We start from the raw sequence: 25456 nt of genomic DNA, 5'->3' as shown, positions 1-25456 counted from the left end.
CGCCGTCCGGCGAACCTGCTGAGGACGGAATACGGGACGTGACGAGGAGAATCCCATGCGCAAGCGGTACTACGCGGCGTTGGCCGGGCTGGTCGTGGCGGCGGCGGGAATCGCCGTGCCCGCCGCGGCGGCGGCCAGTGACCAGCGGGCGGAGACGGAGCGGCAGACCTGCCGGCGCGCGTTCGACCGCGCGGTCTTCGAGGACATGGACAGCTTCAACAAACGCGACGAGGCCCGCTACCGGGCGATCATCCACCGGGACATGGTGACCGTCGGGCGCCGGGGCCAGCTGTTCATCGGTTACGACGCCAACGTCGACCCGGTGGTCAACGAGCAGTTCAAGGTGCCGTACGAGTACAGCATGCCGTGGACGGTGACGCACACCGTCGTCGAGGACTGCAAGATGGGTTTCGCGATCCTCGACGCCTACTACAAGGTGCCGTCGCAGAACATCGACCGGCACTACACGATCAGCCTGACCCTGGTTCGTGAGCACGGCAAGTGGCAGGTCATCAAGGACACGGTGACCGACGTGCTCCCCTGAGGGGGTCGTGAGTGGTGATGACGGTTCCGAGGGGGTCGTCACCACTCACGAGGGCCGGGACCGGGCTGGCGGCGAGCGATCGATCACCACGTGTAGAGTTCGTGCTCCTTCCGAGCGTTCCCGATTCCGGAGAGGGGCCTGTGCGAATGGACGGGCTATTCTCCGTGACGGAAAATACCGGCCCCGGTCTTATGTTCTGTTCGGTGCCGGACATTCGACGGTTTTCTATCGCGACGCGCCCGAATATCGGGACGTCACCCGCGTTCGGCGGTGGGGGAGGGAGTTGCAGTACCGTAGGGTGACCACCCGATTGGATGATCGGTAAACCGTGAGTACGGTTAGAGAATCGTGGAAGATGTTTCTCCACCACGGAATACGACAGCGACCCCAGGACCGGCGGACGTGACTGCCCCACTTCCGGACGGCGATGAGTTCCCCGTATCGCCGGACGCCCCGAAGAGAACTTCATCCTCCGCAGCCCCGAAGCGGAAGAACATCGCGCCGAGCCGCGCCACGCTGGCCCGCAAATGGGCCTACCTGGTCACCGGTACGGCGTATCTTCCGTATACCAACGCCCAGATCGAAGAGCATTTCGCCGCTCTGCTGGACGAGGTCTTCGCGGCGGTGCGAAGCGAAGACGCCGAGCCCGCGCAGGCTGCCGAAGCCGGCGCGCGGCTGGTCGCGCTCAGATGCGTCGGCCCGGACAGCCTCCGCCGCACGATGGACGTGCTCGGCAAGGGGCTCCTGCACGAGCCGGAGCTGCGCGGCGTGAAGTCGCTCCCCGAACGGGTGTTGCAGGTGCTCGGCGCGCTCGCGGCAGGTTACGGCGAGGCGTTGCGCGAGAGCATCCAGACACAGCAAGAGGATCTGAGCCGCACACTGGTCACGCTCGAACGCGAGACCCGGCGTGAGCTGGTGCTGACCCAGGCACGGTTCGAACAGCTCTTCACCGGTTCGGCCACCGGCGTGGCCGTCACCAGGGTCGACGGCCGCGTCCAGCGGGTGAACCCCGCGTTCGCCGAAATGCTGAACCGGCCCGTCGCGGACCTGGCCGGGCTCAACCTCTACGACCTCGTGCATCCGGACGACGCCGACGGACTGCGCGAGGGCTACCGGAAGCTGCTCGATGGCGAGAGCCAGCGGCTCGAGCTGTCGCGAAGACTCGTGGCCGAGGACGAGGAACCGACGTGGGCCGGTTTCACCGGCGCCGTCATCCGCGACCCGTCCGGCGAAGCCCAGCAGCTGATCACCCTGGTCGCCGGCGACACGGACGTCTCGTTGCTGCAGCGGCAGCTGAGCCGCCAGGCCCTGCACGACCCGCTGACCGGCCTGCCGAACCGGCAATGTTTCGGCACCCGCCTGGAACGAGCGTTGCGGCACGCCGACCCGTCCTTCGGCGTCACGGTCTACCACCTCGACCTGGACGGTTTCTCCCTCATCGCGGGCGGGCTCGGCCAGAAACAGAGCGACGACCTGCTGAAGAACGTCGCCGCGAAGCTGCGGGCCGTGGTCGGCGGCGAGGACGCGCTCGTCGCCAGGATCGGTGGCGACGAATTCGGCATCCTCATCCAGAACACCGCGGCCAGCCCGGACGTCGCCACCGTCATCGGCATGATCAACCACGAGCTCTCCGAACCGGTCTACCTCGACAGCGGGAGCGGGGTCGCGGTTTCGGCCTGTATCGGGGTCGTGCACCGGCCACCGAGGGACATCGCGCCCAACGAACTGCTGCGCGTTTCCGGGATGACGCTGCGCCGGGCGCAGGCCAACGGCTACCGCCAGTGGGCGCTGTCCGACTCCGTGCTCGACACCAGGGAACGGCACGAGTTCGGCCTGGCCGTGTCCATGGCGGGCGCCTGGGAGACCGGCCAGCTCGAGGTGAGCTTCCGGCCGTTGACGTGGCTGGCGGACAGCAGGCCGGCGGGTATCGAGGCGAGGCTCGCGTGGAACCACCCGCGCCACGGCCGGATCGGTCACGACACCTGCGTCCGCTTCGCCGACGAGACCGGGCTCATCGTGCCGCTGGGCGAATGGCTCATCCGCACCGCTTGCGAGGAGGCGGACGACCGGCTCCCGATGGTCGTGGGACTGACTCCGCACCAGGCCGCGGATCCGGATCTCGTCGGATCGGTGCGGAGCATCCTGACCGCGACCGGGATCGGGCCGTCACGGCTGCGGCTGGGCTTCCCCGCCGGCACCGTGCTCGCCGAACTCGGCGAAACGGTCGACAACCTGCATCTCCTCGCCGAGATCGGCGTGGACGCGGAACTGCAGGACTTCGGCGCGGCCGGTGACGTCGTCTGCCTCGTCGACGTGCCCGTGCGGACGGTCCGGATCGCGCCCCGGCTGGCGGAGCGGCGGACGGAACCGTTGGCGGAACGCTCGCTGCGGAACCTCATCGACACCGCGACCATGGCGGGCGCGACGGTGATCGCGGACGGGATCGATTCGACCGGTGACGCGGGCTGGTGGCAGAGCGCCGGGGCCCACATCGGCGCCGGACGGTATTTCGGTTAGGCCGAACTCGCGTGATCAGAGGCGTAACTCGCGTGATTGAAGGCGTAACTCACGACTTACGCCTCTGATCACGCGAGTTACGCCTTCAATCACGCGAGTCACGCGTTCGGTTAGGCCGTTTGCCGCAGTGAGGCGCGCCAAGTTACCCGAGGGTTGACGTTCGCGGGCGGATTGGGCAACATCCCAGGTCCTCACCCCGCACCTCGGAGGCATGCACATGCAGGTAGGCCCGAGGCGTGGCGGGCGTTTCACCGCGCCCGTCGTCGTCTTGAGCCTGTTGCTGGTGATCGCGCTCGGCGCCTGGTGGGGTGTGGACTATCTGCGGGCCCGCTTGGCGGGTAACGGTTGTGACGCGCTGACGCCGGTCGAGATCACCGCGGCGCCCAACGTGGCACCGGTGCTCACGCGGCTCGCGAAGACCGTGCCGCAGGAAGAATGCTTCAGCGTCAACGTGACCCCGAAGGAATCGGCCGAGGTCGCCGATCTTCTCGGGACCACCGCCTCCGGCGGGCCCGACGTCTGGGTTCCCGAGTCGAGCACGATGTTGTCCCAGGCCAGGGACGCCGGCGCGTGGAACCTGCCGGAATCCGGTCAGTCGGTGGCGAATTCCCCGGTGGTACTGGGACTTCCCGACGAAACCGCGCGGCGGTTCGGCTGGCCGGGGAAAGCGCCCTCGTGGCAGGAGATCCTCGACGGCTCCCAGGTCGGGATCCCGGACCCGGCGCGTGATCCGCGCGGCGTCGGCATGCTGCTCGCCCTGCGGAAGCTGACCGAGAAGGAGCCCGATCCGGCAGCCGCCTTCACCGCCGCCCTGCGAAAACTGAACCCCGCGTCAGGGCAGGCCCCGGCGACCGAACAGTCGGTACTCGCGCGGAATCTCGTGGCCGTGTATCCCGGTGTCCCGGTGCAGGGGTTCGACTACCCGTATGTCGTGCTGCCCAAGGCCTCCGAAGCGACGAGGACCGCGGCGGAGCGTTTTCTCCGGCTGCTGCTCGACCCGCTCGCCGGCAGTATCTTCGCCGACGAGGGATTCCGGTCGCCCACCGGTCACTTCGCCGTGCCACGGGCGCAGGACAACCGGACCGACCCGGCGCCGCGTCCGCCGGGGCCGCCGCCGGTGACGGATCTGTATGCCGCGCTGCAGGCCTGGGCGGGGACGAACCTGAGCGCCCGGGTCCAGGTGCTGCTCGACGTCTCCGGTTCGATGGCCGCCGCCGTGCCGGGGACGGGGAAGAGCCGGATGGAGCTCACCCTGCAGGCCGCGACGCAAGGCCTCGGATTGTTCAAACCCTCCACCGAGCTGGGCTTGTGGCTCTTCTCGACCAAATTGGACGGTGACAAGGACCATCAGGTCCTGTTGCCGATGAAGACGATCGCCGAGCAGAAGTCGTCGGGCGGCGTCGAGCGGCTTCAGGCCGTGCGGCCGAAAGCCGGCGGCGCGACCGGGCTCTACGATTCGATCCTCGCCGCCTACCAGAACGCCAGGCAGAACTGGAAACCCGGCCGGATCAACCTGGTCGTCGTCCTCACCGACGGGCGCAACGAGGACGGCGAGACGATCGGGCTGCCGCGACTGCTGGAGGAACTGGGAAAACTCCAGGACCCGAGGAAACCGCTGCCCGTCATCGGGATCGGCATCGGGCCGGATATCGACGCGTCCGAACTGCGGCAGGTTTCCACCGCCACCGGCGGGGATTCGTTCACCACCCCCGATCCGAGGAAGATCTCGGACGTCTTCTACCAGGCGCTGAGCAAGATCATGTGCCAGCCGCCGACCTGCAAGAATTGAGGCGATCCGTGCTCCTCCGGGGGAAAAGACCTTCGCCGGTCACGCTCACCGCGGTCGTCGCCGGCGTGGTCCCGTTCGTCCTGCATGCGTGGGCCGCGCTGCGCGGCAGCCTCGCACAGGACGATTTCGTCATCACCTACCACGCCGCGAAGGCGGGCCCGTTCGACTTCGGCTACTTCTTCCAGGACTACCACGGCCATCTCGCGCCGGGCGGATTCCTGCTCGCCGACGTGCTGACCGCGTGGGCGCCGCTGAACTTCGCCGTGCTGATGGCGCCGGTCCTGGTGATGCAGGCGGTGTCCGCCGCGCTGCTGTGGGCGGTGCTGGTGCGCTGTTTCGGGCGCCGGTGGGGGATTCTCGTCCCGTTCACGATGTTCACGACGTCGACCTTGCTGCTCGTCCCGACCTTGTGGTGGGCGTACGCGATCCAGATCGCGCCCGTGCTGCTGGCCGCCACCGCCGCTCTCCACGCGCACGTGCGGTATCTGGCCGACGGCGGACGCTGGGCGATCGCCACCGTGGCCTGGACCGTGTTCGGGCTGGCCTTCTACGAGAAGGCCGTGTTCATCCCGGTGCTGATCGCCGGGATCACCGTGCTGCTCGGGATTTCCTTGCGCCGGCACCTCGTGCTGATGGGCGTCCTCGCCGCCGTCCTGGCGGGCTACGCCGTCGTTTTCTCGGTGTTGACCACGAGTCAGGTCGGCCAGGGCGGTGGCGCGGTCACCGTCGGCACGGTCGCGGACATGACCGCCCGGATGCTCGGCGACACCCTGATCCCCGGACTCGTGGGCGGGCCTTGGTCGGGCCCGGGGCCCGGTGCGACGTTCGCCGCTTCACCCGTGGCGGTGCGGATCCCGCTGCTGCTCCTGGCCGTCGCGGTCCTGATCGCCGGGATCCGCGTGGGCGGGCTCCGGGCGAGGAAGGCGTGGCTGCTGCTGGGGCTGGTGTTCCTGGCGGACGTCGGGCTTTCGGCGGCCACCCGGCTGACCGAGGTCGGCCCGGAACTGGGCAGCGATCCCCGCTACGTCGCGGATCTGGCGCTCGTCGCCGCGCTGTGTCTCGCTTTCGCCTTCCTGGAGCCCAAACCTTTCGACCGGCCTTCGGATACCGTCGCGTCGACGGCGAAACGCCCGGTCGCTCTCGCGTTGTGCCTTGCCCTGCTCGCGAGTTCCGCCGTCGGATTCTCCCGGCTGGCGCCCGGGCTGAGGTTCGACCACTCCCGGGAATTCCTCGCCAACGCGCGGGCCTCGATCGATCGGGATCCCGACCTCGTCCTGTTCGACACGGCGGTGCCGAACGACGTCCTGCACGGCTGGTTCGGCGAAAACGCCCGCACGTCGAGGGTGGTGGGCCTGATCCCGGGTTTCCAGTTCGACCGGCCGGCGAGCCGGATGTCCCTTTTGGACGATTCGGGCACCGCGCGGACGATCACCGGGGTGGAGCCGGTTTCCCGCGGCGTGCCCGGCCCGGTGGCGGGCTGCGGGTACGCCGTTGGCGAGCACCTGGTCCGCGTTCCGTTGGACACGCCCGTTCTCGGCCGCTATCTGCTGCGGATCGACTACTTCACCTCGGACGGCGGCGAAGGGTTCGTGGACCGCGACGGCGCCCGTGTGCCGGTGTGGTTCCAGCCCGGGCTGCACACGATGTACCTGCCTATCGAGGGACTTTTCGACAAGATCGGCTTCCAGTTGTCCGCCAAGGGGGCTCCGGTCTGTCTCGCGAAGATCGACGTCGGCAAGCCGCTCACTCAGTAGGGGTCGTACGGGCTGTCGTGGCCGAAGACTCTCGCGACGGGCGCCAGGCGGAGCCGCAGCAGGATCTTGATCCCGACGTTGCGCAGGAACCACGGCATCTGGGCGAGCACGCGCAGTCTGTCCTTGACCGACGGTGGGGAAAGCCGGAACCGGGCCAGCGACGTCGCGCGGTCGAGATAGGTGTAGCGCCGTCCGAAGAGGACTTTCGCGATCGTGCCGAGGGTGACGCCGATCGACGAAAAACAGTCGTGGACCAGGATTTCCCTACCGTCGGCCAGGTCGGCCGACCAGCGCAGGTCGTCGGTGTAGGTCCAGTAGTCGTGTTTGCCGTCGATGTAGAGCAGCTGGATGGGACGATCCCAGCTCGGGCGGAGTTTCGTGCTGTACTCCGCCACGAGCTCCACGACGTCCTCGACGCCCGCGTTCCGCAAGTTCGCCTCGAAGCGTTGGCGTGTCGGCGATCCGCCGAACAAACGGCCGTCGACGAACGGGTCGACGGCGACCACCCGAGCGCCGACCGTGCGGGCGGCGCTCGCGAGCACGATCGTCGAACGGCCCTGGTGGCTGCCGATTTCGACGATGAGGTCGCCCTTGTCCAAGCGGCACGCCGCGTTCCACAAGGCCAGGCCCTGCTCCCGCGTCATCCAGCCCTTGACGGGTTCGGCGAGCGACCACGCATCTTCGAAACCGTCTGTCATAGGGCGCATGGTAGCCGCGTTTCCGCCTAGTATCTACCGGATGGTAACCCCCGGGGCGCTCGCGAAACGGCCGAGCACGTGGATCGTGCTGGCGCTCACCGTGCTGTCCTTTGTGCAGCGTCCCGGCAGGACGACGTTCGACACGAAACTCGATCTCGCCGTGGATCCGCTCGCCTTCCTCGGCAGGGCGTTGCATCTGTGGAATCCCCAGGCGACGGCGGGGGAGCTGCAGAACCAGGCATACGGCTACCTGTTCCCGATGGGGCCGTTCTTCGCCCTGTGCCAGGCGGTCGGCGTCCCGGTGTGGATCGCACAGCGGTTGTGGTGCGCGATCCTGCTCTCGGTCGCCTTCGGTGGCGCCCTGCTGGTGGCCCGCGCGCTGAAAATAGGGAACGAACGGACTCGGCTGATCGGAGCAGTCGGTTACGCCCTCGCGCCGAGGATGGTCACCGAAATCGGTTCGCTGTCCTCGGAGATGCTGCCCGCCGTCCTGCTGCCGTGGGTGCTGTTGCCGCTGATCCTCGCCGATCGCCTCGGTTCGCCGCGCCGGGCCGCCGGATTGTCCGCGCTCGCCGTGCTGTGCATGGGCGGGATCAACGGCGCGATGGTCGTGATGGCGCTCGTGCTCCCGGGATTGTGGCTGCTGACCCGGAAATGGCGGAGCACGCACGTCGCGCTGGTCATCTGGTGGTTCGTCTTCGTCGTCGGCGTGGTGCTGTGGTGGTTCCTGCCGCTGGTACTGCTCGGCCAGTACAGCCTGCCGTTCCTCGACTACATCGAATCCGCGACCAACACCACGGCGCCGATGTCGCTGTTCGAGGTGCTGCGCGGCACGAACCAGTGGGTCGCCTACGTCGTGCAGGGCACACCGTGGTGGCCGTCGGGCTGGGCGCTGATCGACAATCCCGTGCTGATGACGGCCACCGGGCTGGTGGCCGCGGTGGGCCTGCTCGGCCTCGCGCGGAGCGGCCTGCCCGAACGGCGTTTCCTGGTGCTCGGTGTCCTGACCGGGTTGACGCTGCTGACCGTCGGCTATGTCGGCACGCTCGACAGCCCGCTGGCGGAACCGGTGCGGCATCTGCTCGACGGGCCGCTCGCGCCGCTGCGGAACGTGCACAAATTCGAACCGGTGCTGCGGCTGCCGTTGATGCTGGCGTTCGTGCACGGCATCACGAGCGCCGCGCCCGCGCTGCGCCGAAATCTGCGGCCCGCGCTGGGCGCCTTGCTGGTGGTGGCGATGGCCGCGCCGGTGTGGCTGCTGACGTTGCGGCCAGGGCCGGGCTGGGACGAAGTGCCGGGATATTGGTACGACGCGATGGGGCATGTCGCCAAGACCGACGCGACGGCGCGCACGTTGCTGCTGCCGGCGACCGGGTTCGGTGAGTACGAGTGGGGTCGCACGGTGGACGAACCGGCGCAGGCCATCGCGGACAGTCCGTGGGCGGTGCGCAATCAGGTCCCGCTCGGTTCGGAGGGCAACACCCGCCTGATGGATTCGATCGACGCGGCGTTGGCCGACGGCAGAGGGGATCCAGGGCTCGCGGCGCTGCTCGCGCGATCGGGCTACCGGTTCTTGGTGCTGCGCGGCGACATCGACCGCGCCAAGGTCGGCGCGCCCGACTTCACGACGCTGCGGGCCGGACTGGCGGGGTCGCCGGGGATCGAGAAGTCGGCCCAGTTCGGGCCGCTGGAGATCTTCGAGGTGAAACGGCCGGTGCCGCTCGTCACGGCGACGCCCGCGAAGGACGTGCCGACGGTGAGCGGCGGTCCGGAGAACCTGCTGCCACTGATGAACTCCGGGCAGCTCGACCCCGGAACGCCGACGGTGCTGACCGGGGACGGCGGTTCGCCGTCCGGGCCGAGGCTGGTGACCGACGGGCTGCGTCGCGCCGAGCGCAACGTCGGCGGCGTGCGGGACAACCTGAGCCAGACGCTGACGGCCGCGGAATCCGCGCGACAGCAACGAGCGGCGCTGGACGTGCTGCCGTTTCCCGGCGAGCAGCATCAGACCGTGGCCGCCTACCGGGGGATCCGTTCGGTCGACGCGTCGACGGCGGCTTCGTTCGCGGACGCGTTCGGCGGTTCGGACCCGAGCCACCAGCCGTTCGCCGCGCTGGACGGGGATCCGCGCACCGCTTGGCATTCGTCGAGTTTCACCGGCCCGATCGGGGAATGGCTCGAAGTCGAGCTCGCTACGCCGAGGCTGGTGAACTCGGTCGATCTCGCGATGGTCGACGACATCCGCGTCGGCTGGCCGGCGACCCGGATCCGCATCACCACGGACAACGGTTCCGTCGATCACCAGGTGGTCCGGGGCGCGGGGGCGCACACCTACCCGGCGCCCGCGGGAGTGACGCGCAAGGTGCGGATCACGTTGCTGTCGCTCGTGGTCGGCAGGCAGGACGGCAACGTCGGGATCTCGGAGCTGAAGATCCCCGACGTCGATCCGCAACGCGCGCTCGAAGTGCCCGCCGACCTCGGGCCTGGCGCGGCGCCGGGGTTCGCGTTCACCCGGGGCGCGCAGCCGCGTTACGCGTGCGTGCCCGACGGAGGGCGCGTCCGGTGCGATGCCAACGCGGGCCGCGACGGTGAAGAACCGGACGGCATCCGCCGGCTGTTCTCGACGACGTCGCCGAGTGCCTACGAGTTCGGCGGTACCGTGCTGCCCGCCGGCGGTGGACAGTTCCCGGTGACCTTGCCCGGCGTGCGGGTGTCGGCGACTTCGCAACTGGGCGGGGACCCGTCGGCGAGCGGATTCGCCGCGGTGGACGGGAATCCCGCGACCACCTGGCTGCCCGACGTCACCGACCTGCGGCCGACGTTGACCCTGGACTGGACGAAACCCCAGACGATCTCGGGGATCCGCGTCGCCGCCGACACAGGGGCGCCCGCGCGGTTGGAACTGACCACACCGACGTCGAGCCGTTCCGTCGAACTGGACGCCTCCGGTTCGGCGACGTTCCCGCCCCTGGAGACCTCGCAGCTGAAGATCGCGTTCGCCGGTCTCGACGACGACCAGCGGACGCGGAACTCGCTGGGCATCGGGAGCCTGTCCCTGACCGGAGCCGAACTTCCCGCGCCGGCGGCGGAATTCACGCTGCCCTGCGGCTCGGGACCGAACGTCCGCCTGGACGGCCTCGACTACGACACGTCCGTGCGCGGCACCCTCGCCGACTTCGTCGCGCACCGGCCGCTGAAGCTCTCCGCGTGCCCCGATTCGGCGGGCGGCGTCGAGCTGGCGGCGGGCGGGCACGAACTGCGGACCGACCGGTCCGAGTCCTTTGTGGTCCAAGACCTGTGGCTGAAACCTGTCGGGCAGGCTTCCGGGGTCGCCGGGCACCGGGCCGTCACCGTGGACTCCTGGGAGGCGACGTCCCGCTCGGTCACCGTGGGCGGGGGCGACGAGTCCATTCTGGCCGTTCCGGAAAACGCGAACGCGGGCTGGACCGCTTCGCTGAACGGGACTCCGCTGGTGAAGACGCGAGTCGACGGCTGGCAGCAGGCGTGGATCCTGCCCGCGGGCTCCGGTGGCGTCGTGCAGCTGGAGTTCACGCCGGACTGGAAGTACCGGGCGGGCCTGGTGATCGGGGCGGTCGCGATCCTGCTGGTGCTGGTCGGCGCCCTGTGGCCGGCCCGGCGGCGGCGAATTCCGGTCGAGGCGGGCTCCGGGCGCGTGGTACCGGTGGTGCTGATCGGACTGCTGGCCGTACTGGGCGGAATGCTGCCGATCGTGCTGCTGATCGCCGTCCTGCTCGCCCGCCAGTTCAGCGAACGCGCGCCGCGGTACCTCGCTTTCGGCGGCATGGTCGTGGGAACGCTCGTCGCGGTGGTGGGGCGGCTGCTGGGGCACGGGCAGGAGTGGGCCTATGGTCCGGTGACGCAGGCTTCGCTGCTGCTGGCGGCCGCGGCGATGGTGGCGACTTGTGTGCCTTGGTTCGCCGGCCGGTCACCCGAGACGGACGTCGGGCCGCGGTCGTAGGCGCGCGCTGTCCAGCGCCGCGCGGAGCTCGGAGACGACCTTGCCGGGGTCCGAACGCAGTCGCGACGGCAGTGTCTGGAGCACGACGATCCCGGCCGCGGCATAGCGGGCGTTGCGGGCGAGAGTGCCGGGAAAGCCGTCGCTACCAGCGTGGTGCCCGAGGGAATCGATTTCCCAGGCGAAGCCCAGTTCGTCGCACCAGCCATCCGGCTGCGCGATGTAGGTGCCGTCCGCGTCGAAGATCCTGACGTTCCATTGGCACTCGGGAAGATCCGATCGTTGCCAGAGACGCCAGGCGTCGGCTTCGGCGACCGACCGGGCACCACCGAGGATCGGGGTCAGTGCACTGCTGAGGAGTTCTTTGCCTGCTCGGATTTCGCCGAGCTCGGCGAAGAGAGCACGCGGAAGACAGAAACCTCGCTGCACGGACTCGGCCATCATCGCCGTGACGGTGTCCTTGTCCGATGTCCTCCTCGCCGCGTCGATCACCGCCCGGGGCACTGGAGCTGTCGGGATGCCCGACCGTTGTCTGGGTTTCGGGAGGCGTCGCGACCTTTCGACGCGGACGAAGCCGCTGTTCGTGACCGAGCGATCCGCCGGGATCAGAACATGAACGTCCTCGGTGGCAGGAAGGTTGCGTAGGCCGTATCGCTCCAAAGCGCGCACGCCGGTCAGGATCGAGCCGGTTCCGGAGTGCAGGAGCGCGGCGTGGACCTTCTGCTCGTCCGTCGGCTCGCCGTTCTGGAGCAGCACGACGCCGGGCAGGAGCATCCGCCACGTCCCGCCGGGCCGGCAGCGCCGCGAGATCGTGCTCCGCGACACTCCGATGGTCTCGAGTTGTTTCGCCGCGATCACCGACGGACCGTCGACGATCAAGGGGTGGCGCGCCCAGTCTCCTCTACGCACTGGAGCAGCATGGAGCCGAGCACCGACAGAACCCGGCGCCTCGGCATCGTGACCGGACCTTTCATACGCGACCGTGTGGATTTTGGTGCGTTGGATGACCAGAAATCCACACAGTCACCTCCGCCGCGACCGCCACTCCAAAACGGCGCCCGACAGCGCCAAACCCCCAGCACAGCAAGCCGCCACTGTCACCACCTGAACCGCCGACGAGTGCAGCCACGTGGTCACCAGCACCGTCTCCACGACGACGGTCGTCCACATCAGCACGGTCACCCGCCGGTCACCGGCGGCGAGGCGCGAGAACAGCAGGATCTGCACCAGCGCGAGCATCGAGCCGGCGAGCGCGAACGGCCAGACCGGCATGGTGCTGGCGGCGTAGCCGGAGCCGCCGATGAACGAGAGCAGGCGCGACCCGAAAACAAAAGAAACCAGCAGCACGAAGGCGTCCAGGGCAGCGCAGACGGCCAGGGCGGCTGGCAGGATGCGGCGCCGGTCGTCGCCGTTCGCGAAACGGGGGAGCACCAGGACACCGACGGCCTGGGGGAGCCAGTAGGCGATCTTCGTGACGATCGCACCGAGCGCGTATTCGCCGGCTTCGGTGGCGGGGAGGGTGTGGCGTGCCAGCACCAGGTCGAGGTTCACCAGCAGGACCAGCGCCAGCATCGCCTGCGCCGCGTGCAGGACTTCGCCCGCGTGCCGGCCCGCCTTCCGCGGACGCTGCCGTCCACAGAGGATCCAACCACAGAAGATCACCAGGTACGAGCCGATCGCGGTCCCGGCCAGCGCGCCGGTGGCGTCCCCGCCGATCAGCAGGCCGATCAGCGAACCGCCGACTTTTCCCACGCCTTCGAGCGCCATGAGCCCGGCCAACCGGGAGAAGCGGCCGCTGCCCTGCAACAGCCCGTGGAAGAGGCCGAGCAGCGTGAGCGGTCCGAGCGTGACGGCGAGCAGGAGCGCGGGCACCACGGAATCCAGGTGCAGCACGAAGACCAGCACCGGCGCCAGGAGCAGCCCGATGGCCGCGACGATGGCGCTCGTGGTGAGTCCGAGCGCGAGAAGGGTCCCGCTGTCCTGCGGTTTGCGGGCCACCCGCAACGCGACCACGGTCTGCAGGCCCATCGCGGGGACGACGCCGATCACCAGCACCGCCAGCAGCGAGCTCAGTTCACCGAACGCGCTCGGCGCGAGCAGCCGGGCGGCGACGATGCTCAGCACGTAGGCGCCGGCGTTGTTGGCCGCCAGCGCGAGGGAAACGAGGATCGCCGCGACACGCTTGTCGGTCCTGGCCTCGTCGACCTCGACGTCTACGCTCAACGGTGCTCCCATTACCGGCGGGTAATCTCCGCGACCATAACCGCGATCGAGGCGGAAAGGGAAGAGCAGTTGGACGCACGGCGTGAACGTCTCGTACTGGCCGCGGTGTCGGCCGGGCTGGCGACGCTGGTGTTCCTGCCCGTGCTCGGACGTGGTTTCGTCCTGAGCTACGACATGGTGTTCGCCCAGCGTCAGTCGCTGATCCCGGACGCACTCGGGCTCGGTTCCGCCCTGCCGCGATCGGTGCCCGCCGACGCCGTGATCGCGCTCGCGACAGCGGTCGTTCCCGGTGACGTCGTCCAGAAAATCGTCTTGCTGCTCTCGCTGTTCCTCGCGGCATACGGCGCAGGACGGCTGGTCCCGACGGAGCAACTCGGTACGCGGATCGTCGCGGCCACCGGTTATGCGTGGACGGCCTATTTCGCGGAGCGGTTGTTCATCGGGCACTGGCCGCTCCTGCTCACCTACGCCTGCCTCCCGTGGATCGTGCGTGCCGCGCTTTCCCTGCGCCGGAACGAACCGAGGGCGTTCGCGGGGCTGGTGCTCGCCTGTGCCCCGGCGGTGCTCACGCCACCCGGTGGTGTGCTGGCCGCGCTCACCGCGATCGCGCTGGCCGGACCACGGAAACTCGGTCATACCGTCGGTCTCGCCGTCGTGCTCAACCTGCCGTGGCTCGTCCCGACGTTCCTGCACGCCGGGGGCACGCTGTCCGATCCGGCCGGCGTGGCCGCCTTCAGCGCCCGCGCGGAAAGCTGGGGGCCGGCGATCCTGAGCGTGCTCGGGCTGGGCGGGATCTGGAACGGTGACGTCGTTCCCGGCAGCCGGGGCGCGCCGATGGCGCCGGTGCTCATCCTCGTCACGGTCGCCGTGGCTCTGGCCGGGCTCCGCCCCCTCGCGCGAAAGTGGGGGACGCCGGCGACGAGAGCGTTGCTGCTGCTGGGAGTTTTCGGTGTCGTGCTCGCCGCGCTGGCGACGCTGCCGTTCGGCGAACCCGTGCTCTCCTGGGCGATGGCGCACGTTCCCGGCGCGGGACTGCTGCGGGACGCACAGAAATGGGTGGCCTGGTGGGCGCTCCCGGTGGCGCTCGGGTTCGCGCTGGCGGTCGAAGCCGCCGCCGCACGCCTGCGGACCGGCGCGGCGCGGCGGGCGCTCGTCGTGGCCGCCGCGCTCTTTCCCTTGCTCACCATGCCGGATCTCGCCTGGGGCGGCTGGGGAAGGCTCGAAGCGGTGCGCTACCCGGACGACTGGAACACCGTCCACCGGATACTCGACGACGACCACCGGCCGGGCGACGTCGTCGCGCTGCCGCTGTCCACGTTCCGGAGTTTCGCCTGGAACGACCACCGGACACAGCTGGACCCGGCGCCGCGGGCGCTGTCCGAGACAGTGCTCGTCGACGACACCTTGCGCGTGGGCGGCGAGGAGATCTCGGGCGAGGATTCCAGAATGGACCGTGTCCGCGCCGCGAAGTCGCCGGAAGACCTGGCCACGGTGGGAATCGGCTGGATCCTGGTCGAACACGGGACGCCGGGACGGGTCGACCCGCGGTTGCTGACCGGCGCGGAACCGGTGTGGTCCGGTGACTGGCTCACGCTTTACCGCACTCCCGGTGAGCCCGCGGTGACCGGGACGCGCTCACCCGTCCCCGTGGTGCTGGCAAACGGAGTAGCGCTGGTGTCGATCGCCGCCGCACTGTTGTGCCTCAAGTTACCGGTGCGTACATTGAGCCGACGCAGGAATTCCCTGTCTCGGAAGGAGTAGGTCTTGGGCACCCTCATCGGCGCGGCGGCCGCCGTCATCATCGGGCTCGCGACGGCCGCGGGCGGGAGTTACGCGCTGACGAACACCGCGGATCCGGACGCCGCACCCCAGGTGCAGGCGAAGATCAAGGAGCAGTTCAACCCGAACTCGAGCCCCGAGCACGTCATTTACGGCAACCGCTGAGCCGGTGTCCGAGCTCGCTTCCGACCGTGCCGGCCGGGTCGTCGGGCTCTATGGCGACCCCACCGTTTCCTGGAGCATCCTCCTGGAAGCGAGACTGTCTTCGCCGCTGACGCCGGAAAAGGCGCGGATGCGGCTGGCGGTCGCGGTCGAGGAACGGCCGTGGCTCGGGGCCGCTCCCGAAGTCGTGGCCGTTTCCGGTGAGGAACTTCCGGCGATCCGCGACCGTTTCGCCGGGACCTCGTACGAGCGCGGCGCGCCGTTGCTGCGGGTCGCGGTCGGCGTCGACGAGCCCGTCGTGCTGATCGCCGCGCATCACGGCGCCCTCGACGGTCTCGGCCTGCTCGCCGTCCTCGGGCTGGCCCTGGACATCCCGATCTCGTCCGCCGCCAAGGGAATCGGCGCCCGCACGGCCGATCGCTCGTTTCTCACTTCGGCCTTCCAGCGTCTCGCTGAAGCGCTTTTCACGCCGCCGGCGAGAATCACCCCGGAACGGGCGGAAAGCCGCCCAGGAGACGTGTTCAGCGCGAGGATTCTCCCTCGCTCGCGATTCGGATCCTCGGCCTTCGCCGCGGCCGCCGCGAACCTGACCGAGACGTGGAACGCCCGGCACGGCGAGGAAGCCGCCAGGGTGGTGGCCGCGGTCGGCGCGTCCTGGCGCAGTGGAGCCGCGTCCGAACCCGTGCACGACAGCGCATTCTTCCGGTTGCGGCTCGGCGCGAACCCCACGGTCGCCGAAGTGGGCGCGCTGCTGGCCGCGCAGCCGCCGGAACCCGATTTCCCCGCCCGCAGCAGCAGGATCGCCCGGCTGGGCACCCGGCTGCTGGCGAGCAGGCTCGGTTCGACCTACCTGGTTTCCAACCTCGGCGTCGTTTCGGCGGCCGACGCGGTCACGTCGATCGCGTTCTACCCCGCCGCCAGCGGCCGCTCAGGCGTGGCGTTCGGCGCGGCGACCGTCGGTGAGACGAGCACCGTCACCGTGCGAGCACGCCGCAAGGACTTCGACGACGCCGCCACGGCCGACCTGGCCGCCGGGCTCGTCGACGCCCTGCGGCGTCAGCACCCGGGGATGGGGGATGGCCACCCCGGCCACGTCACGCACGAGTGATTCGAAGCGGTTCACGCTGTGTTCCCAATCGAACAGGCCGGCCCAGGTGACACCGGCCTTGCCCATCTCGGTCCGTCGTACCCGGTCGGTGAGCAGTCCTTCCACCTGTGCCGTGAAATCGGCGAAGTCGTCGGCCAGCAGCCCGGTCTTGCCCTCCACAATGGACTCCGCCACGCCACCGGCCGCCCGGTAGGCCACCGACGGCACACCGTGCGCGGCGGCCTCCATGATGACGATTCCCCAGCCCTCCTTGACCGACGGGCACAGGTGCAGCCAGGACCGTTCCAGGATCTCGTGTTTCTCGTGCTCGTCCACCCAGCCGTGCAGCCGGACGCGGTCCTCGACGCCCCGCTCGCGGGCGTGCCCGCGCAGGACCTCTTCCCACGGGCCCTGGCCCACGACCTCCAGTTTCAGCGTCGGCCAGCGGCGGCTCAGCTCCGCGACGACGTCGATCGCGTGCTCGATCCGCTTGTGCGGCACCAGCCTGCTGACCGCGACCAGTGTCGGCTCGGTTTCGCGGACGGCCTTGCCGCGCGGGGGAGTGTCCAAGCCGTTGGGTACCACGGTGATCCGCGAGCCTTCGATGCCGAGCCCGGCCAGTTCGCCCTTGGTGATCTCGGAAACCGTGACGTAACGGCAGTGCCGGAACAGCCACGGCGCCAGCCGCGACTCGATCCACCAGCCGATGCGGCCCAGTGTCTCGCCGAGCGCGCTGATCCACTGTTCCTTGTGGACGTGATGCACCAGTACGAGCACCGGGCAGCCCGCGACGAGCCTGGCGAAGAACGGCATTCCGTTCTGGACGTCGACGACGAGGTCGGCGTGCGCCTTCCGGATCGCCCGGAGCGCGTGGACGTAGACACCGAACTTGTTGCCACGGCGGCGATAGCGGACACCGTCGCGCCATTCGCCCGCGTTCGCGCCCGGGTACGCCGCGCACTGGATCTCGACCCGGTATCCGGCTTTGGCGAGCCCTTCGGCCATCCGCTCGACGTACCGCTCGGAGCCGCCGCCCTCCGGATGCCCGGTGTCGCGCCAGTTGACGAGCAGCACACGTGGCCTTTCCATCGTGGTTCTCCCAACCTGTTAGCGACAATGCTAGGTTACCGGTGCGTACACGGTAGATGAATCATTCTCGGAAAGCGATGGTTCGATGGTCGGTAATCGGTCGGTGACTCCAGCAACGATGCCTCATCGCGCCACTTTGCGCAGATCGGTGACGTTGTTCCGGGCCTTTCTCACCGAACAGACGGATCCGGACGGTTTCTACTCGGTGCTCGCCGACGACTCGGTCCGGCAGTTGGCGCAGCACACTCCGTTGAACGGCCGAACCGTCGTCGACGTCGGTGGTGGGCCGGGCTATTTCTCCGACGCTTTCCGTGCCGCCGGAGCCACGTATCTCGGCATAGATCCCGACGTCGGAGAGCTGACGGCGCGGGGAGAGGCCGGGGAGAACATGGTCCGCGGCAGCGGGACGAAACTGCCGGTGCGCACCGCGTCGGTGGACGTCTGCTATTCGTCGAACGTCCTCGAACACGTTTCCGAACCCGGCGTGATGCTGGCCGAGATGTGCCGGGTGACGAAACCCGGCGGCACGATCTTCGCCTCGTTCACGCCGTGGTATTCGCCGTGGGGCGGTCACGAGACGGCTCCCTGGCATTTCCTCGGCGGTCATTACGCGCGGCGGCGTTATCTCGAAAAGAACGGCAAGGAGCCGAAGAACAAATTCGGGGAAAGCCTTTTCGCCTTTTCGGCCGGCGCGGCCATCCGGTGGGGGAAGGCCGCGCCGCACGCCGATCTCCAGGAGGTCTACCCGCGCTACCACCCCTCCTGGGCCCAGTGGATCGCATATGTCCCCGGCGTACGGGAAATCGCGTCGTGGAATCTGGTGATGGTGCTGCGCAAGCGTCAGTGACGCGAGGGGGCGGGGCGCCGCTTCACCAGCAGGAAGACGCCGAGCGCCAGGAAGGCGGCGCCGCCGATCCCGAGCACGATCGGCCCGGTGCCGCCGATGAAGTCCAGCTTGCCCTTGTTCTCGTCCACCTGCTTGACCATCGCGTCGACGGTCGCGTCGGTGAAGGTCAGCTTCCCGTCGAAGACCACCGTGGGCGTGGGATTCGCGGCCGACCGCAGTTCCTGATGCGACTGCTGCTCCTGCTTGACCTGGATCCCCGTCACCGGCTCGATCCAGCTCGTGATGGTGCCCTGGTAGAACTGGCCGGCCTCGACGGAGTCGCCGGTGGCGCCGATGAGCGTGCCCGGCACCTTCTTCGTCGAGATCTTCGTGTCGGGGATCTCCTGGACGAACTTGTAGACCTCGACGCCCTTGATGTCCTCGACACCCTTGAACCGGGCCTGGACGGCGCGGCCGGTGTTGTCGTCGTAGACCTGGTAGTCCTTCTGCTCGGTGCCGAAGGGGAACTTGAAGTTCAGGCCGGGCTGCGGCTTGTACTCCTGGACCTCTTCGGGCTTCTCGCCCTCCTTTTCGGGCTTCTCCTTGAGTTTGGTGACGAAGCTGCTGTTGGCCGAGCACTTCGCCTCCTGGTCGCCGCCGGGCGGGACATAGCCTTCCGCGGTGCGGCGGTCGAAGCAGACCTGGCGTTTGCTCGCGCTGACCACGGTCTGGTCGCTGGTGTCGACGACCGAGACGGCCATCAGCCACACGGCGACGTCCGTGCCCTCCCGCATCTCCGGCGGCGCGAAGTTCGCCACCACCCGGGCGGTCGCCTTCAGCTTGGCGTCGTCACGGATCTCCGTGACGGTCTTGCCGTCTTCGGTCTTCACCGCGAGCACCTTGGACGCGGTGCCTTCGAGGACCGACGTCGACTCCTGGTTCAGCGGCACCTTGGCGAGTTCGGGCTTCACGTAGGTCGGCAGCAGAACCGCGCCGGCGATGGCGAACACCCCTAGTGCCAAGAAGATCAGGCTCAACGCTCGACGCAACGGTCCTCCTGTGAGACACATTACCCATCGGTAATCAGTCGCCAGATAGTGGCCCGCCACCCGATCGGCGTCAAAGGTGTGACCGACGGTCACAGGCAAGCCGTGCGACCGGAAGGCGGTACGCGCGCGGCCATTCGGCGCAGGCAGCCAAACATGTTTGTTCCCGGGAACAACGTGAGCGGGACCACCATCGGACGACTTCCGGTGCGTGGAAAGGAACTCTGTGCCGCAGGACCCGAACGATCCCCGCGCGCTGGACATCGGCGCCTACTCGGATTCGATCACCGACGTCGAGCTCCGCGACGCCGTCGCCGACGTCGCCGCACTGCTTTCGTTGCACGGAAACGTGATTCGCGATCTCGACGCCAGGAGATCACGGTGGCGCCCAGGGCGGCGGTCCCCGCATCCCGACGTCGTCCTGTCCGCCGCCGGAAGACGTCCACAGTGGACCAGGTCGGCGAATCCCGAGGTGACCTTGCCGGTCGCCACGACCGCGCGCGGCCGGACGCTCGCGGTGCGGCTCACCGCGCGGCCCGGCCTCGGGCACACGCTGCTGGACCTCGCGAGGATCATCGACGCCGACATGGCGCCGGACCGGAGAGCCTAAGTGTCCGCCAGCCGGACCGCTTCCAGCGCTACATAGAGCTCGCCGACGTCGACCGGGTCGGACAGATCGCGTCTGGTCAGTTCCTGCACGCGCCGCAGGCGGTACCGGACCGTGTTCGGGTGGACGATGAGCCGGTCCGCGGCCTCCTTGGCCGAGCCGCGCCCGGCGAACCACGCGACCAGCGTGTCGAGCAGGACCTGCCGCTCCGGCTTGGGCAGCACCAGGAGCCCGGCCAGCACCGAGCGCAGGACGTCGCGCGACATCTCCGGCGCGCTCGCGACCAGCGTGGTGACCGGGGAGTCGCCGAAGACCGCGACCCCGGCGGCGCCGGTGGTCAGCGAGCGGCGGGCGATCCGGGCGCGGTGGACCGCGTCCGGTACTTCGAGGAACCCGTTGAACGGTCTGCTCATCCCGACCGCCAGCGGCAGGGTGCCCAGCACGTCGCGCAGCCGCCGGACGTCCTCGACTCGATCGATCACGACGAGGCCGACCTCGGCACCGGGCCGCCAGGCGGACTTCCAGCGCCGGGCCCGGAGCAGGGCTTCGACGCCCGGCCGTTCGTCCGGATCGACAGGCTCGGTCACCACGGCGACGAACGTGCCCGCCGCCGGGAGGTCGAGTTCCTTGGCGGCGTTCTCGAGCTCACCCTGAGTGGCGAAGCGGCCGTGCAGCAGGCCGTCCAGCAGGGCGAGCTTCTCCTGGGAGAGTTCGGCGGCGACCTCGCTGTAGGCGGTGGTCAGCGCGTCGGAGTAGAGGTCGATGGTCTTCCACACGTTGGAGTTGATCTCCACCGTGCGGGCCGGGTTGATGAAGCCGGGGCCGGCCAGTTCCAGCAGCCGCTCGTAGACGAAGATCCCGCCGATCCGGAACGCGCGGAGCACGGACGGCAGCGGGACACCCTGCCTGGCCTGGGCCAGCCCGGTCTTGCGGGCCGCGTCGAGCGGAAGGCCCCGCCCCTCGACGAGCGCGGTCAGCGCCCGTTCGAGATTGGCCCGGCAGACCTTGCGCAACTCGTCCGGCGCGGTGCTGTCCACCTGGTGATAGAACTCGTCCTCGTCGCTGAGGAGCTGGGCGAGGCGGTCGCTGAACTCGGGCAGCCGGGTGAGCATCGCCTGCATGAGCACACGCTGCTCCCGGGGTGCGGGAGTAGCGAGAGCTTCGGTGCCCATCCGTCAACTCTAACCCGATAGAGTGGCCGCTTTTTATCACGATGCGACGAAAGGGCGGTTTCCCGAGCTGAGCGCGGTTGACAACCTGCGCAGGGTGTCGCGGGCTTGCCGCAGCTCATCGGGGGTGACCCCGCTGTCACCGAGCAGGTCGCGGCGCTGGGATCCGCTCGCGTCCCACAGCCGCTCCAGCAGCCGCGCGCCCTCGGGCGTGATGGCGTACAGGGGCGAGCGCCGATGTGCCGGATTCGGCTCCGCGCGAAGCTGGCCGGCCCCGGTGAGGTCGTCCGCGACGCGTTGCACGGCTTGGCGGACCTGGCCGAGCCGCCGCGCGATGGCGGGGACGGGGAGCGGTTCTTCGGACACCGCGCTGAGCACATGCCAGCGGGCGACCGTCGTGCCCTGCCCGGCGGCCTCCCGTTCGCTGATCCGGCGGCTCAGCCCCGCCAGTTCGTAGACGTCGGCGATCAGCAGCCGGTAGTCGCGGACGAGATCGGTCATATTTGACAGCATACTGTCAAATAGTCATTCTGGCCGGATGGACGTCACGGAACGGATCGCCGCTGTCTTCACCGCCCCGGGGCCGCGTCCCGAACTCGCCGGACGGCTGGGCGTGTTCGAGCCGCTGATCGGCAGCTGGGACCTCGTGGTGCACAACTACGCCGAGGACGGGACCGTCCGGACCGTCGACGGGGAATGGCATTTCGGCTGGGCGCTCGACGGCCGCGCGGTGGCCGACGTGTGGATCAGCCCCGCCAGGGCGAGCCGGGGTGCCGGGGTGGACGGGGAATGGGGGATGAGCCTGCGCTTCTACGACGAGAGGATCGACGCGTTCCGGTCGACCTGGCTCGGTCCCGGCAACGGCTGGGTGATCCCGTTCCTCGGCAAGCGGACCGACGACGGCTTCGAGATCGAGGCCGACACCGGCGGCGTCCGGCGCCGGTGGATCTTCTCCGAGCTGACCGCCGGGAGTTTCTCGTGGCGGGCGGAGGAAACGCTGCCGGACGAGGCCCCCTTCGTCCGGCAGCGTTTCGAGGCCACTCGCGCGAGCAGTGGTCGATCTTGAGCTCGGGACAGCCGCGCGGACAAGAAATCGACCGTCCCAAGTGGACTCTTCTACACCGGGACGAGCTCCGGTTCGGTGGCTTGCCCGATGATCGGGACATCGGTCGCGTACCGGGCGTTCCGCTCGGTGAGCAGCGACCGAAGCCGCGCGAGCGCGCGGAACTGGGCCGCGCGGACCGCTCCGGCGCTGGGCAGGCCGAGCCGTTCGGCGGTCTCCTCGGCCGAAAGCCCGAACACGAACCGGAGCGCGAGCACCTGCCGGTGCGGCATCGGCAGTTTCGCCAGCAGGACACCGGCCTGCAAACGGTGTTCGAGGCGTTCGATCTCGTCCGGGTCGCGGCGGGCCCAGAACGTCAGCCCGTCGCCGATCTCCGGGACGGAGGCGACCGGTTCGCGGGAGCGGCGCCGGTGCAGATCGGCCACCTTGTGCCCGGCGATGCCGAGGACGAACGCGAGGAACCGGTCCGGGCGGTACCGGTAGCGGGGCAAGGCGATCAGGACCGCCTGCAACACCTCCTGCGCGCAGTCCTGTGCGTCGCAAGCGCCCGATCCGCCGCCGCCGATCCTGCTCGCGCAGTAGCGGAACACGTGCGGGCAAAGGAAACGGGTCAATTCGTGGATCGCGTCCGGGTCACCGGCCACGGCCGCCCGGACCACTCTGCTGTCCGGGTTGGGCAGCCGTCCCGCCGTGGCCGCGGCACGGGAATCCGCGGGGACCGTCGATGGCGCTACCTCGTCCAAGTCTGCACTCCTGGTTCAGGGGAACTGGCCGCCAAGGTGCGCCCGTCATCGGGGACTGGGACTTCGTGCGCGGTTGTCCAGCTTGCCGTTCTCCGCGAGGGATGTCCACACGACGGGCCGGAAGTCATCCGAACCGCTCAATGTCTACTGTGGACACTCGTGGACGGCGCCTTGAAACAGGACAGCACCGGGGGATAGGCGGTGGTGTCGGTGCTGAGGAGATCCGAGGTCCAGACCAGGCAGTGCGCGAGGACCCGGATCCGCTGGTCGAGATCGGCGTTCTCGCAGGCCTTGCCGATCTGGTCGGCGCAGGTGGCCCGGTCGTCGCGGACGTTGGCGGCGATCGCGCGGACGATCGCGGCCACGCCCGGATCGAGCCGGTCCGGCCGGACCGTCATACCCGCGTGATCCCGCAGGCGCAGGGTGAACGGTTCTCGGATCCGCAATGACCGGCGACGATCCTTGGCCGCCAAGGAGAACGTGTCGACCAGCCGTCCGACGACGTCGCCGAACGCCGGCGCGCGCCGGGTGGAGGACGCGATGGACACCAGTGCGGTGGCGAGCCGGTCGGCTTCTCCTGATCTGGTGAGCGAAAGGAGATCGCGGGCGACGGTGTGCGCGCGCTGGGAAGTGGGTGTCATGTCGGGCCCCTCGTTCGTCGTGCCGACTCCCGATACCCGTCGTAACGAGCGTTAAACCCGGATTGACGCGGGTTGCGGTCCGGATTGCGCCGTTCGGCTCACGTCGATGGGTACTTTCCGACGTGCAAGTAGCCACTCACGGCGGCGACCACCTGATCCGCGCGGGACGGCTCGAGGTTGCGTACCCACGCCCGGAGCGCGTCGAGAAAACCGGCGAGATCTCGGTGCACGCTCTGGAGGAGGCCCGGGAGGTCCTGGCACCGGATCTCCAGTCGCCGTCCGTCGAGGGATCCCCAGTCCTCGTCGTCCGCGTCGGGCCAGAACCGGATGATCTCGCCGTCGAACTCGAACACCGACCCCGGTCCATGGCCGAGGTCAGGTGCCTTGCCGTCCGGCAGCCCGAACCAGTCCGGCCAGTCGGTCAGGTCGGCGCAGCAACCCGGACGCACGACGATGCCCTCGGCCTCGAGCTGCAGACCGCCGGGGAGGAAGGTGCGCTCGAGCCGCACCAGCTCGTCGAACGTGGTCCCGAGGTCGGGCCGGGTGAGCTCGCCGCTCGTGCTGTGCCCGAGCAGGGAGAGCACGACCGCGCCGACGTCGTCGGAGGGCATTTCGTGGTGCAGGGGGATCCACTCGCCGTCGTAGCCGCGAAACGGCCACAGGTCGAACGACGAATATCCCTGTGGCAAGGATTCCACCACCGGCGAGAGCCTGGACATGCGATGACGATAGAGGCCGTGGCCCTGTCGGAGCCACGGCCTTTCCGCCTAGCGCGTGAGCAGGTCCCGCAGTGCCTTCACCACCTCCGCCGGTGATTCCTCGGCCATGAAGTGCCCCGCCGTCACCGTCCGGTGGTCCAGATCCGTCGCCCAGGCACGCCAGAGCGCGACGGCGTCGTAGCCCAGCGCGGCGCCCCAGTCCTGCTGGAGCACGGTGAGCGGCATCGTGAGCCGGTTGCCCGCCGCGCGGTCCGCCTGGTCGTGTTCGACGTCGACGCCGGCCGACGCGCGGTAGTCGGCGACGATCGAGGGCACCGCGTTCCGTGACGCCTCCAGGTACGCGGCCCGGACGTCGGCGGGGATCGCGTCGCCGCGCTGGGTCCACGCGTCGAGGAAGTGACCGAAGAACGCGTCGGGCGCGGCGCCGATCAGCTGCTCGGGCAGTCCGGGCGGCTGGGCCATCAGGTAGAGGTGGAAGCCCACCGCCGCGGAGGTGCCGTGCAGGACGTCCCACATGTCCAGCGTCGGCAGCACGTCGAGGATCGCGAGATGGCTCACCTTGTCCGGGTGGTCGAGGCCGGCGCGCAGCGCCACCAGCGCGCCCCGGTCGTGCCCGGCGAGGGCGAACCGGTCGTGCCCGAAGGCCTTCGCGACGGCGACGACGTCCGCCGCCATGGTCCGCTTCGAGTAGGTCTCGCCGGTGTCGGCAGGCTTGTCGCTTTCGCCGTATCCTCGCAGGTCAGGGCAGAGGACGGTGTGGTCGGCCGCCAGATCCGCCGCGACGTGCCGCCACATGAGGTGGGTCTCGGGGAAACCGTGCAGCAGCACGATCGGGCTGCCCGTCCCGGCGACGGCGACATTGACCGTCACGCCGTCCGCGACGGGCACGCGCTGGTAGTCGAATCCGGTGATGCGCATGGGTACCTTCCTGGTCGTTCGGTGACGATCGCCAGCGTCCCCGGCCCGGATCAGCACCCGGTCAGCGGCGACCGAGCGGCCGGGGCACGATGATCACCGTCGAGGC

21 protein-coding genes are annotated in these 25456 nt (G+C 69.3%); 10 read left to right on the top strand and 11 right to left on the bottom strand.

The features are described from left to right. Positions 1–55: 55 nt before the first annotated feature. From ACOCEP_RS36475 to ACOCEP_RS36460, 4 genes are all read left to right on the top strand, one after another. Positions 56–544 (top strand): hypothetical protein, encoded by a 489-nt coding sequence (locus tag ACOCEP_RS36475; RefSeq protein ID WP_482334191.1) that lies wholly within the window; start codon positions 56–58, stop codon positions 542–544. Between the two features lie 402 nt (positions 545–946). Next, entirely contained in the window at positions 947–3061 is a 2115-nt protein-coding gene (locus ACOCEP_RS36470; RefSeq protein WP_482334189.1) for an EAL domain-containing protein, read from the top strand. 211 nt (positions 3062–3272) lie between these two features. Continuing rightward, positions 3273–4850: a substrate-binding and VWA domain-containing protein gene (locus ACOCEP_RS36465; protein ID WP_482334188.1), complete on the top strand. Its 1578-nt coding sequence runs from the start codon at positions 3273–3275 to the stop codon at positions 4848–4850. Between the two features lie 8 nt (positions 4851–4858). Then, on the top strand, positions 4859–6604 hold the full coding sequence (locus ACOCEP_RS36460) for a hypothetical protein (RefSeq protein ID WP_482334186.1): 1746 nt from the start codon (positions 4859–4861) through the stop codon (positions 6602–6604). On the opposite strand, the gene ACOCEP_RS36455 is transcribed toward ACOCEP_RS36460, so the two are convergent. Further along, on the bottom strand, positions 6598–7302 hold the full coding sequence (locus ACOCEP_RS36455; RefSeq protein WP_482334185.1) for a class I SAM-dependent methyltransferase: 705 nt from the start codon (positions 7300–7302) through the stop codon (positions 6598–6600). The two genes, ACOCEP_RS36460 and ACOCEP_RS36455, sit on opposite strands and share 7 nt — an antisense overlap. Before the next feature lie 40 nt (positions 7303–7342). Between ACOCEP_RS36455 and ACOCEP_RS36450 the strand changes: the two genes are divergently transcribed. Beyond that, complete coding sequence (locus ACOCEP_RS36450; RefSeq protein WP_482334183.1) at positions 7343–11281, top strand: alpha-(1->3)-arabinofuranosyltransferase; 3939 nt, start codon at positions 7343–7345, stop codon at positions 11279–11281. Here ACOCEP_RS36450 and ACOCEP_RS36445 read toward each other — a convergent pair. Together ACOCEP_RS36445 and ACOCEP_RS36440 are read right to left on the bottom strand one after the other, a co-directional pair. After that, a complete protein-coding gene (locus tag ACOCEP_RS36445; RefSeq protein ID WP_482334182.1) occupies positions 11249–12187 on the bottom strand; it encodes a hypothetical protein in 939 nt (312 codons plus the stop codon). The genes ACOCEP_RS36450 and ACOCEP_RS36445 overlap by 33 nt on opposite strands. Positions 12188–12301: 114 nt before the next feature. Next, positions 12302–13501: a lipopolysaccharide biosynthesis protein gene (locus tag ACOCEP_RS36440; RefSeq protein WP_482334180.1), complete on the bottom strand. Its 1200-nt coding sequence runs from the start codon at positions 13499–13501 to the stop codon at positions 12302–12304. A gap of 69 nt (positions 13502–13570) precedes the next feature. On the opposite strand from ACOCEP_RS36440, the gene ACOCEP_RS36435 reads away from it, so the two are divergent. Together ACOCEP_RS36435 and ACOCEP_RS36430 are read left to right on the top strand one after the other, a co-directional pair. Further along, positions 13571–15262 (top strand): MmpA family trehalose lipid delivery protein, encoded by a 1692-nt coding sequence (locus tag ACOCEP_RS36435; protein ID WP_482334179.1) that lies wholly within the window; start codon positions 13571–13573, stop codon positions 15260–15262. A 3-nt stretch (positions 15263–15265) separates the two neighbouring features. Further along, a complete protein-coding gene (locus ACOCEP_RS36430) occupies positions 15266–15445 on the top strand; it encodes a hypothetical protein (protein WP_016335312.1) in 180 nt (59 codons plus the stop codon). Positions 15446–16370: 925 nt separating this feature from the next. On the opposite strand, the gene ACOCEP_RS36425 is transcribed toward ACOCEP_RS36430, so the two are convergent. Next, on the bottom strand, positions 16371–17603 hold the full coding sequence (locus ACOCEP_RS36425) for a glycosyltransferase family 4 protein (protein ID WP_482339883.1): 1233 nt from the start codon (positions 17601–17603) through the stop codon (positions 16371–16373). A gap of 163 nt (positions 17604–17766) precedes the next feature. Between ACOCEP_RS36425 and ACOCEP_RS36420 the strand changes: the two genes are divergently transcribed. Next, positions 17767–18465 (top strand): class I SAM-dependent methyltransferase, encoded by a 699-nt coding sequence (locus tag ACOCEP_RS36420; protein WP_482334177.1) that lies wholly within the window; start codon positions 17767–17769, stop codon positions 18463–18465. On the opposite strand, the gene pgfA is transcribed toward ACOCEP_RS36420, so the two are convergent. Then, positions 18459–19493, bottom strand: coding sequence for a cell envelope lipid trafficking protein PgfA (gene pgfA / locus ACOCEP_RS36415; protein WP_482334175.1), 1035 nt, complete (start codon positions 19491–19493; stop codon positions 18459–18461). The genes ACOCEP_RS36420 and pgfA overlap by 7 nt on opposite strands. Positions 19494–19716: 223 nt before the next feature. Here pgfA and ACOCEP_RS36410 point away from each other — a divergent pair, with 223 nt between their 5' ends. Next, positions 19717–20100 (top strand): hypothetical protein, encoded by a 384-nt coding sequence (locus ACOCEP_RS36410; RefSeq protein ID WP_482334173.1) that lies wholly within the window; start codon positions 19717–19719, stop codon positions 20098–20100. On the opposite strand, the gene ACOCEP_RS36405 is transcribed toward ACOCEP_RS36410, so the two are convergent. Then, complete coding sequence (locus ACOCEP_RS36405; RefSeq protein ID WP_482334171.1) at positions 20097–21269, bottom strand: PucR family transcriptional regulator; 1173 nt, start codon at positions 21267–21269, stop codon at positions 20097–20099. The genes ACOCEP_RS36410 and ACOCEP_RS36405 overlap by 4 nt on opposite strands. 36 nt (positions 21270–21305) lie before the next feature. After that, entirely contained in the window at positions 21306–21767 is a 462-nt protein-coding gene (locus ACOCEP_RS36400) for a MarR family winged helix-turn-helix transcriptional regulator (RefSeq protein WP_482334170.1), read from the bottom strand. A gap of 37 nt (positions 21768–21804) precedes the next feature. Between ACOCEP_RS36400 and ACOCEP_RS36395 the strand changes: the two genes are divergently transcribed. Next, positions 21805–22332, top strand: coding sequence for a hypothetical protein (locus tag ACOCEP_RS36395; protein WP_482334169.1), 528 nt, complete (start codon positions 21805–21807; stop codon positions 22330–22332). Between the two features lie 50 nt (positions 22333–22382). Here ACOCEP_RS36395 and ACOCEP_RS36390 read toward each other — a convergent pair whose 3' ends face one another. The 4 genes from ACOCEP_RS36390 to ACOCEP_RS36375 all read right to left on the bottom strand — a co-directional run bounded on the left by ACOCEP_RS36390 (position 22383) and on the right by ACOCEP_RS36375 (position 25350). Then, positions 22383–23072 (bottom strand): sigma-70 family RNA polymerase sigma factor, encoded by a 690-nt coding sequence (locus tag ACOCEP_RS36390; RefSeq protein WP_482334167.1) that lies wholly within the window; start codon positions 23070–23072, stop codon positions 22383–22385. Between the two features lie 137 nt (positions 23073–23209). Then, positions 23210–23713, bottom strand: coding sequence for a hypothetical protein (locus ACOCEP_RS36385; RefSeq protein ID WP_482334165.1), 504 nt, complete (start codon positions 23711–23713; stop codon positions 23210–23212). Positions 23714–23811: 98 nt separating this feature from the next. Further along, positions 23812–24432 carry a hypothetical protein gene (locus ACOCEP_RS36380; RefSeq protein WP_482334164.1) on the bottom strand — a complete coding sequence of 207 codons (621 nt, stop codon included), beginning with the start codon at positions 24430–24432 and terminating at the stop codon, positions 23812–23814. A gap of 48 nt (positions 24433–24480) precedes the next feature. Continuing rightward, positions 24481–25350, bottom strand: coding sequence for an alpha/beta fold hydrolase (locus tag ACOCEP_RS36375; protein WP_482334163.1), 870 nt, complete (start codon positions 25348–25350; stop codon positions 24481–24483). Positions 25351–25456: the final 106 nt, after the last annotated feature.

This window comes from Amycolatopsis sp. CA-211722 (assembly GCF_056828465.1).
Note: the sequence above shows the minus strand (reverse complement) of the source record. Positions and strands in the feature narration are given on the sequence as shown.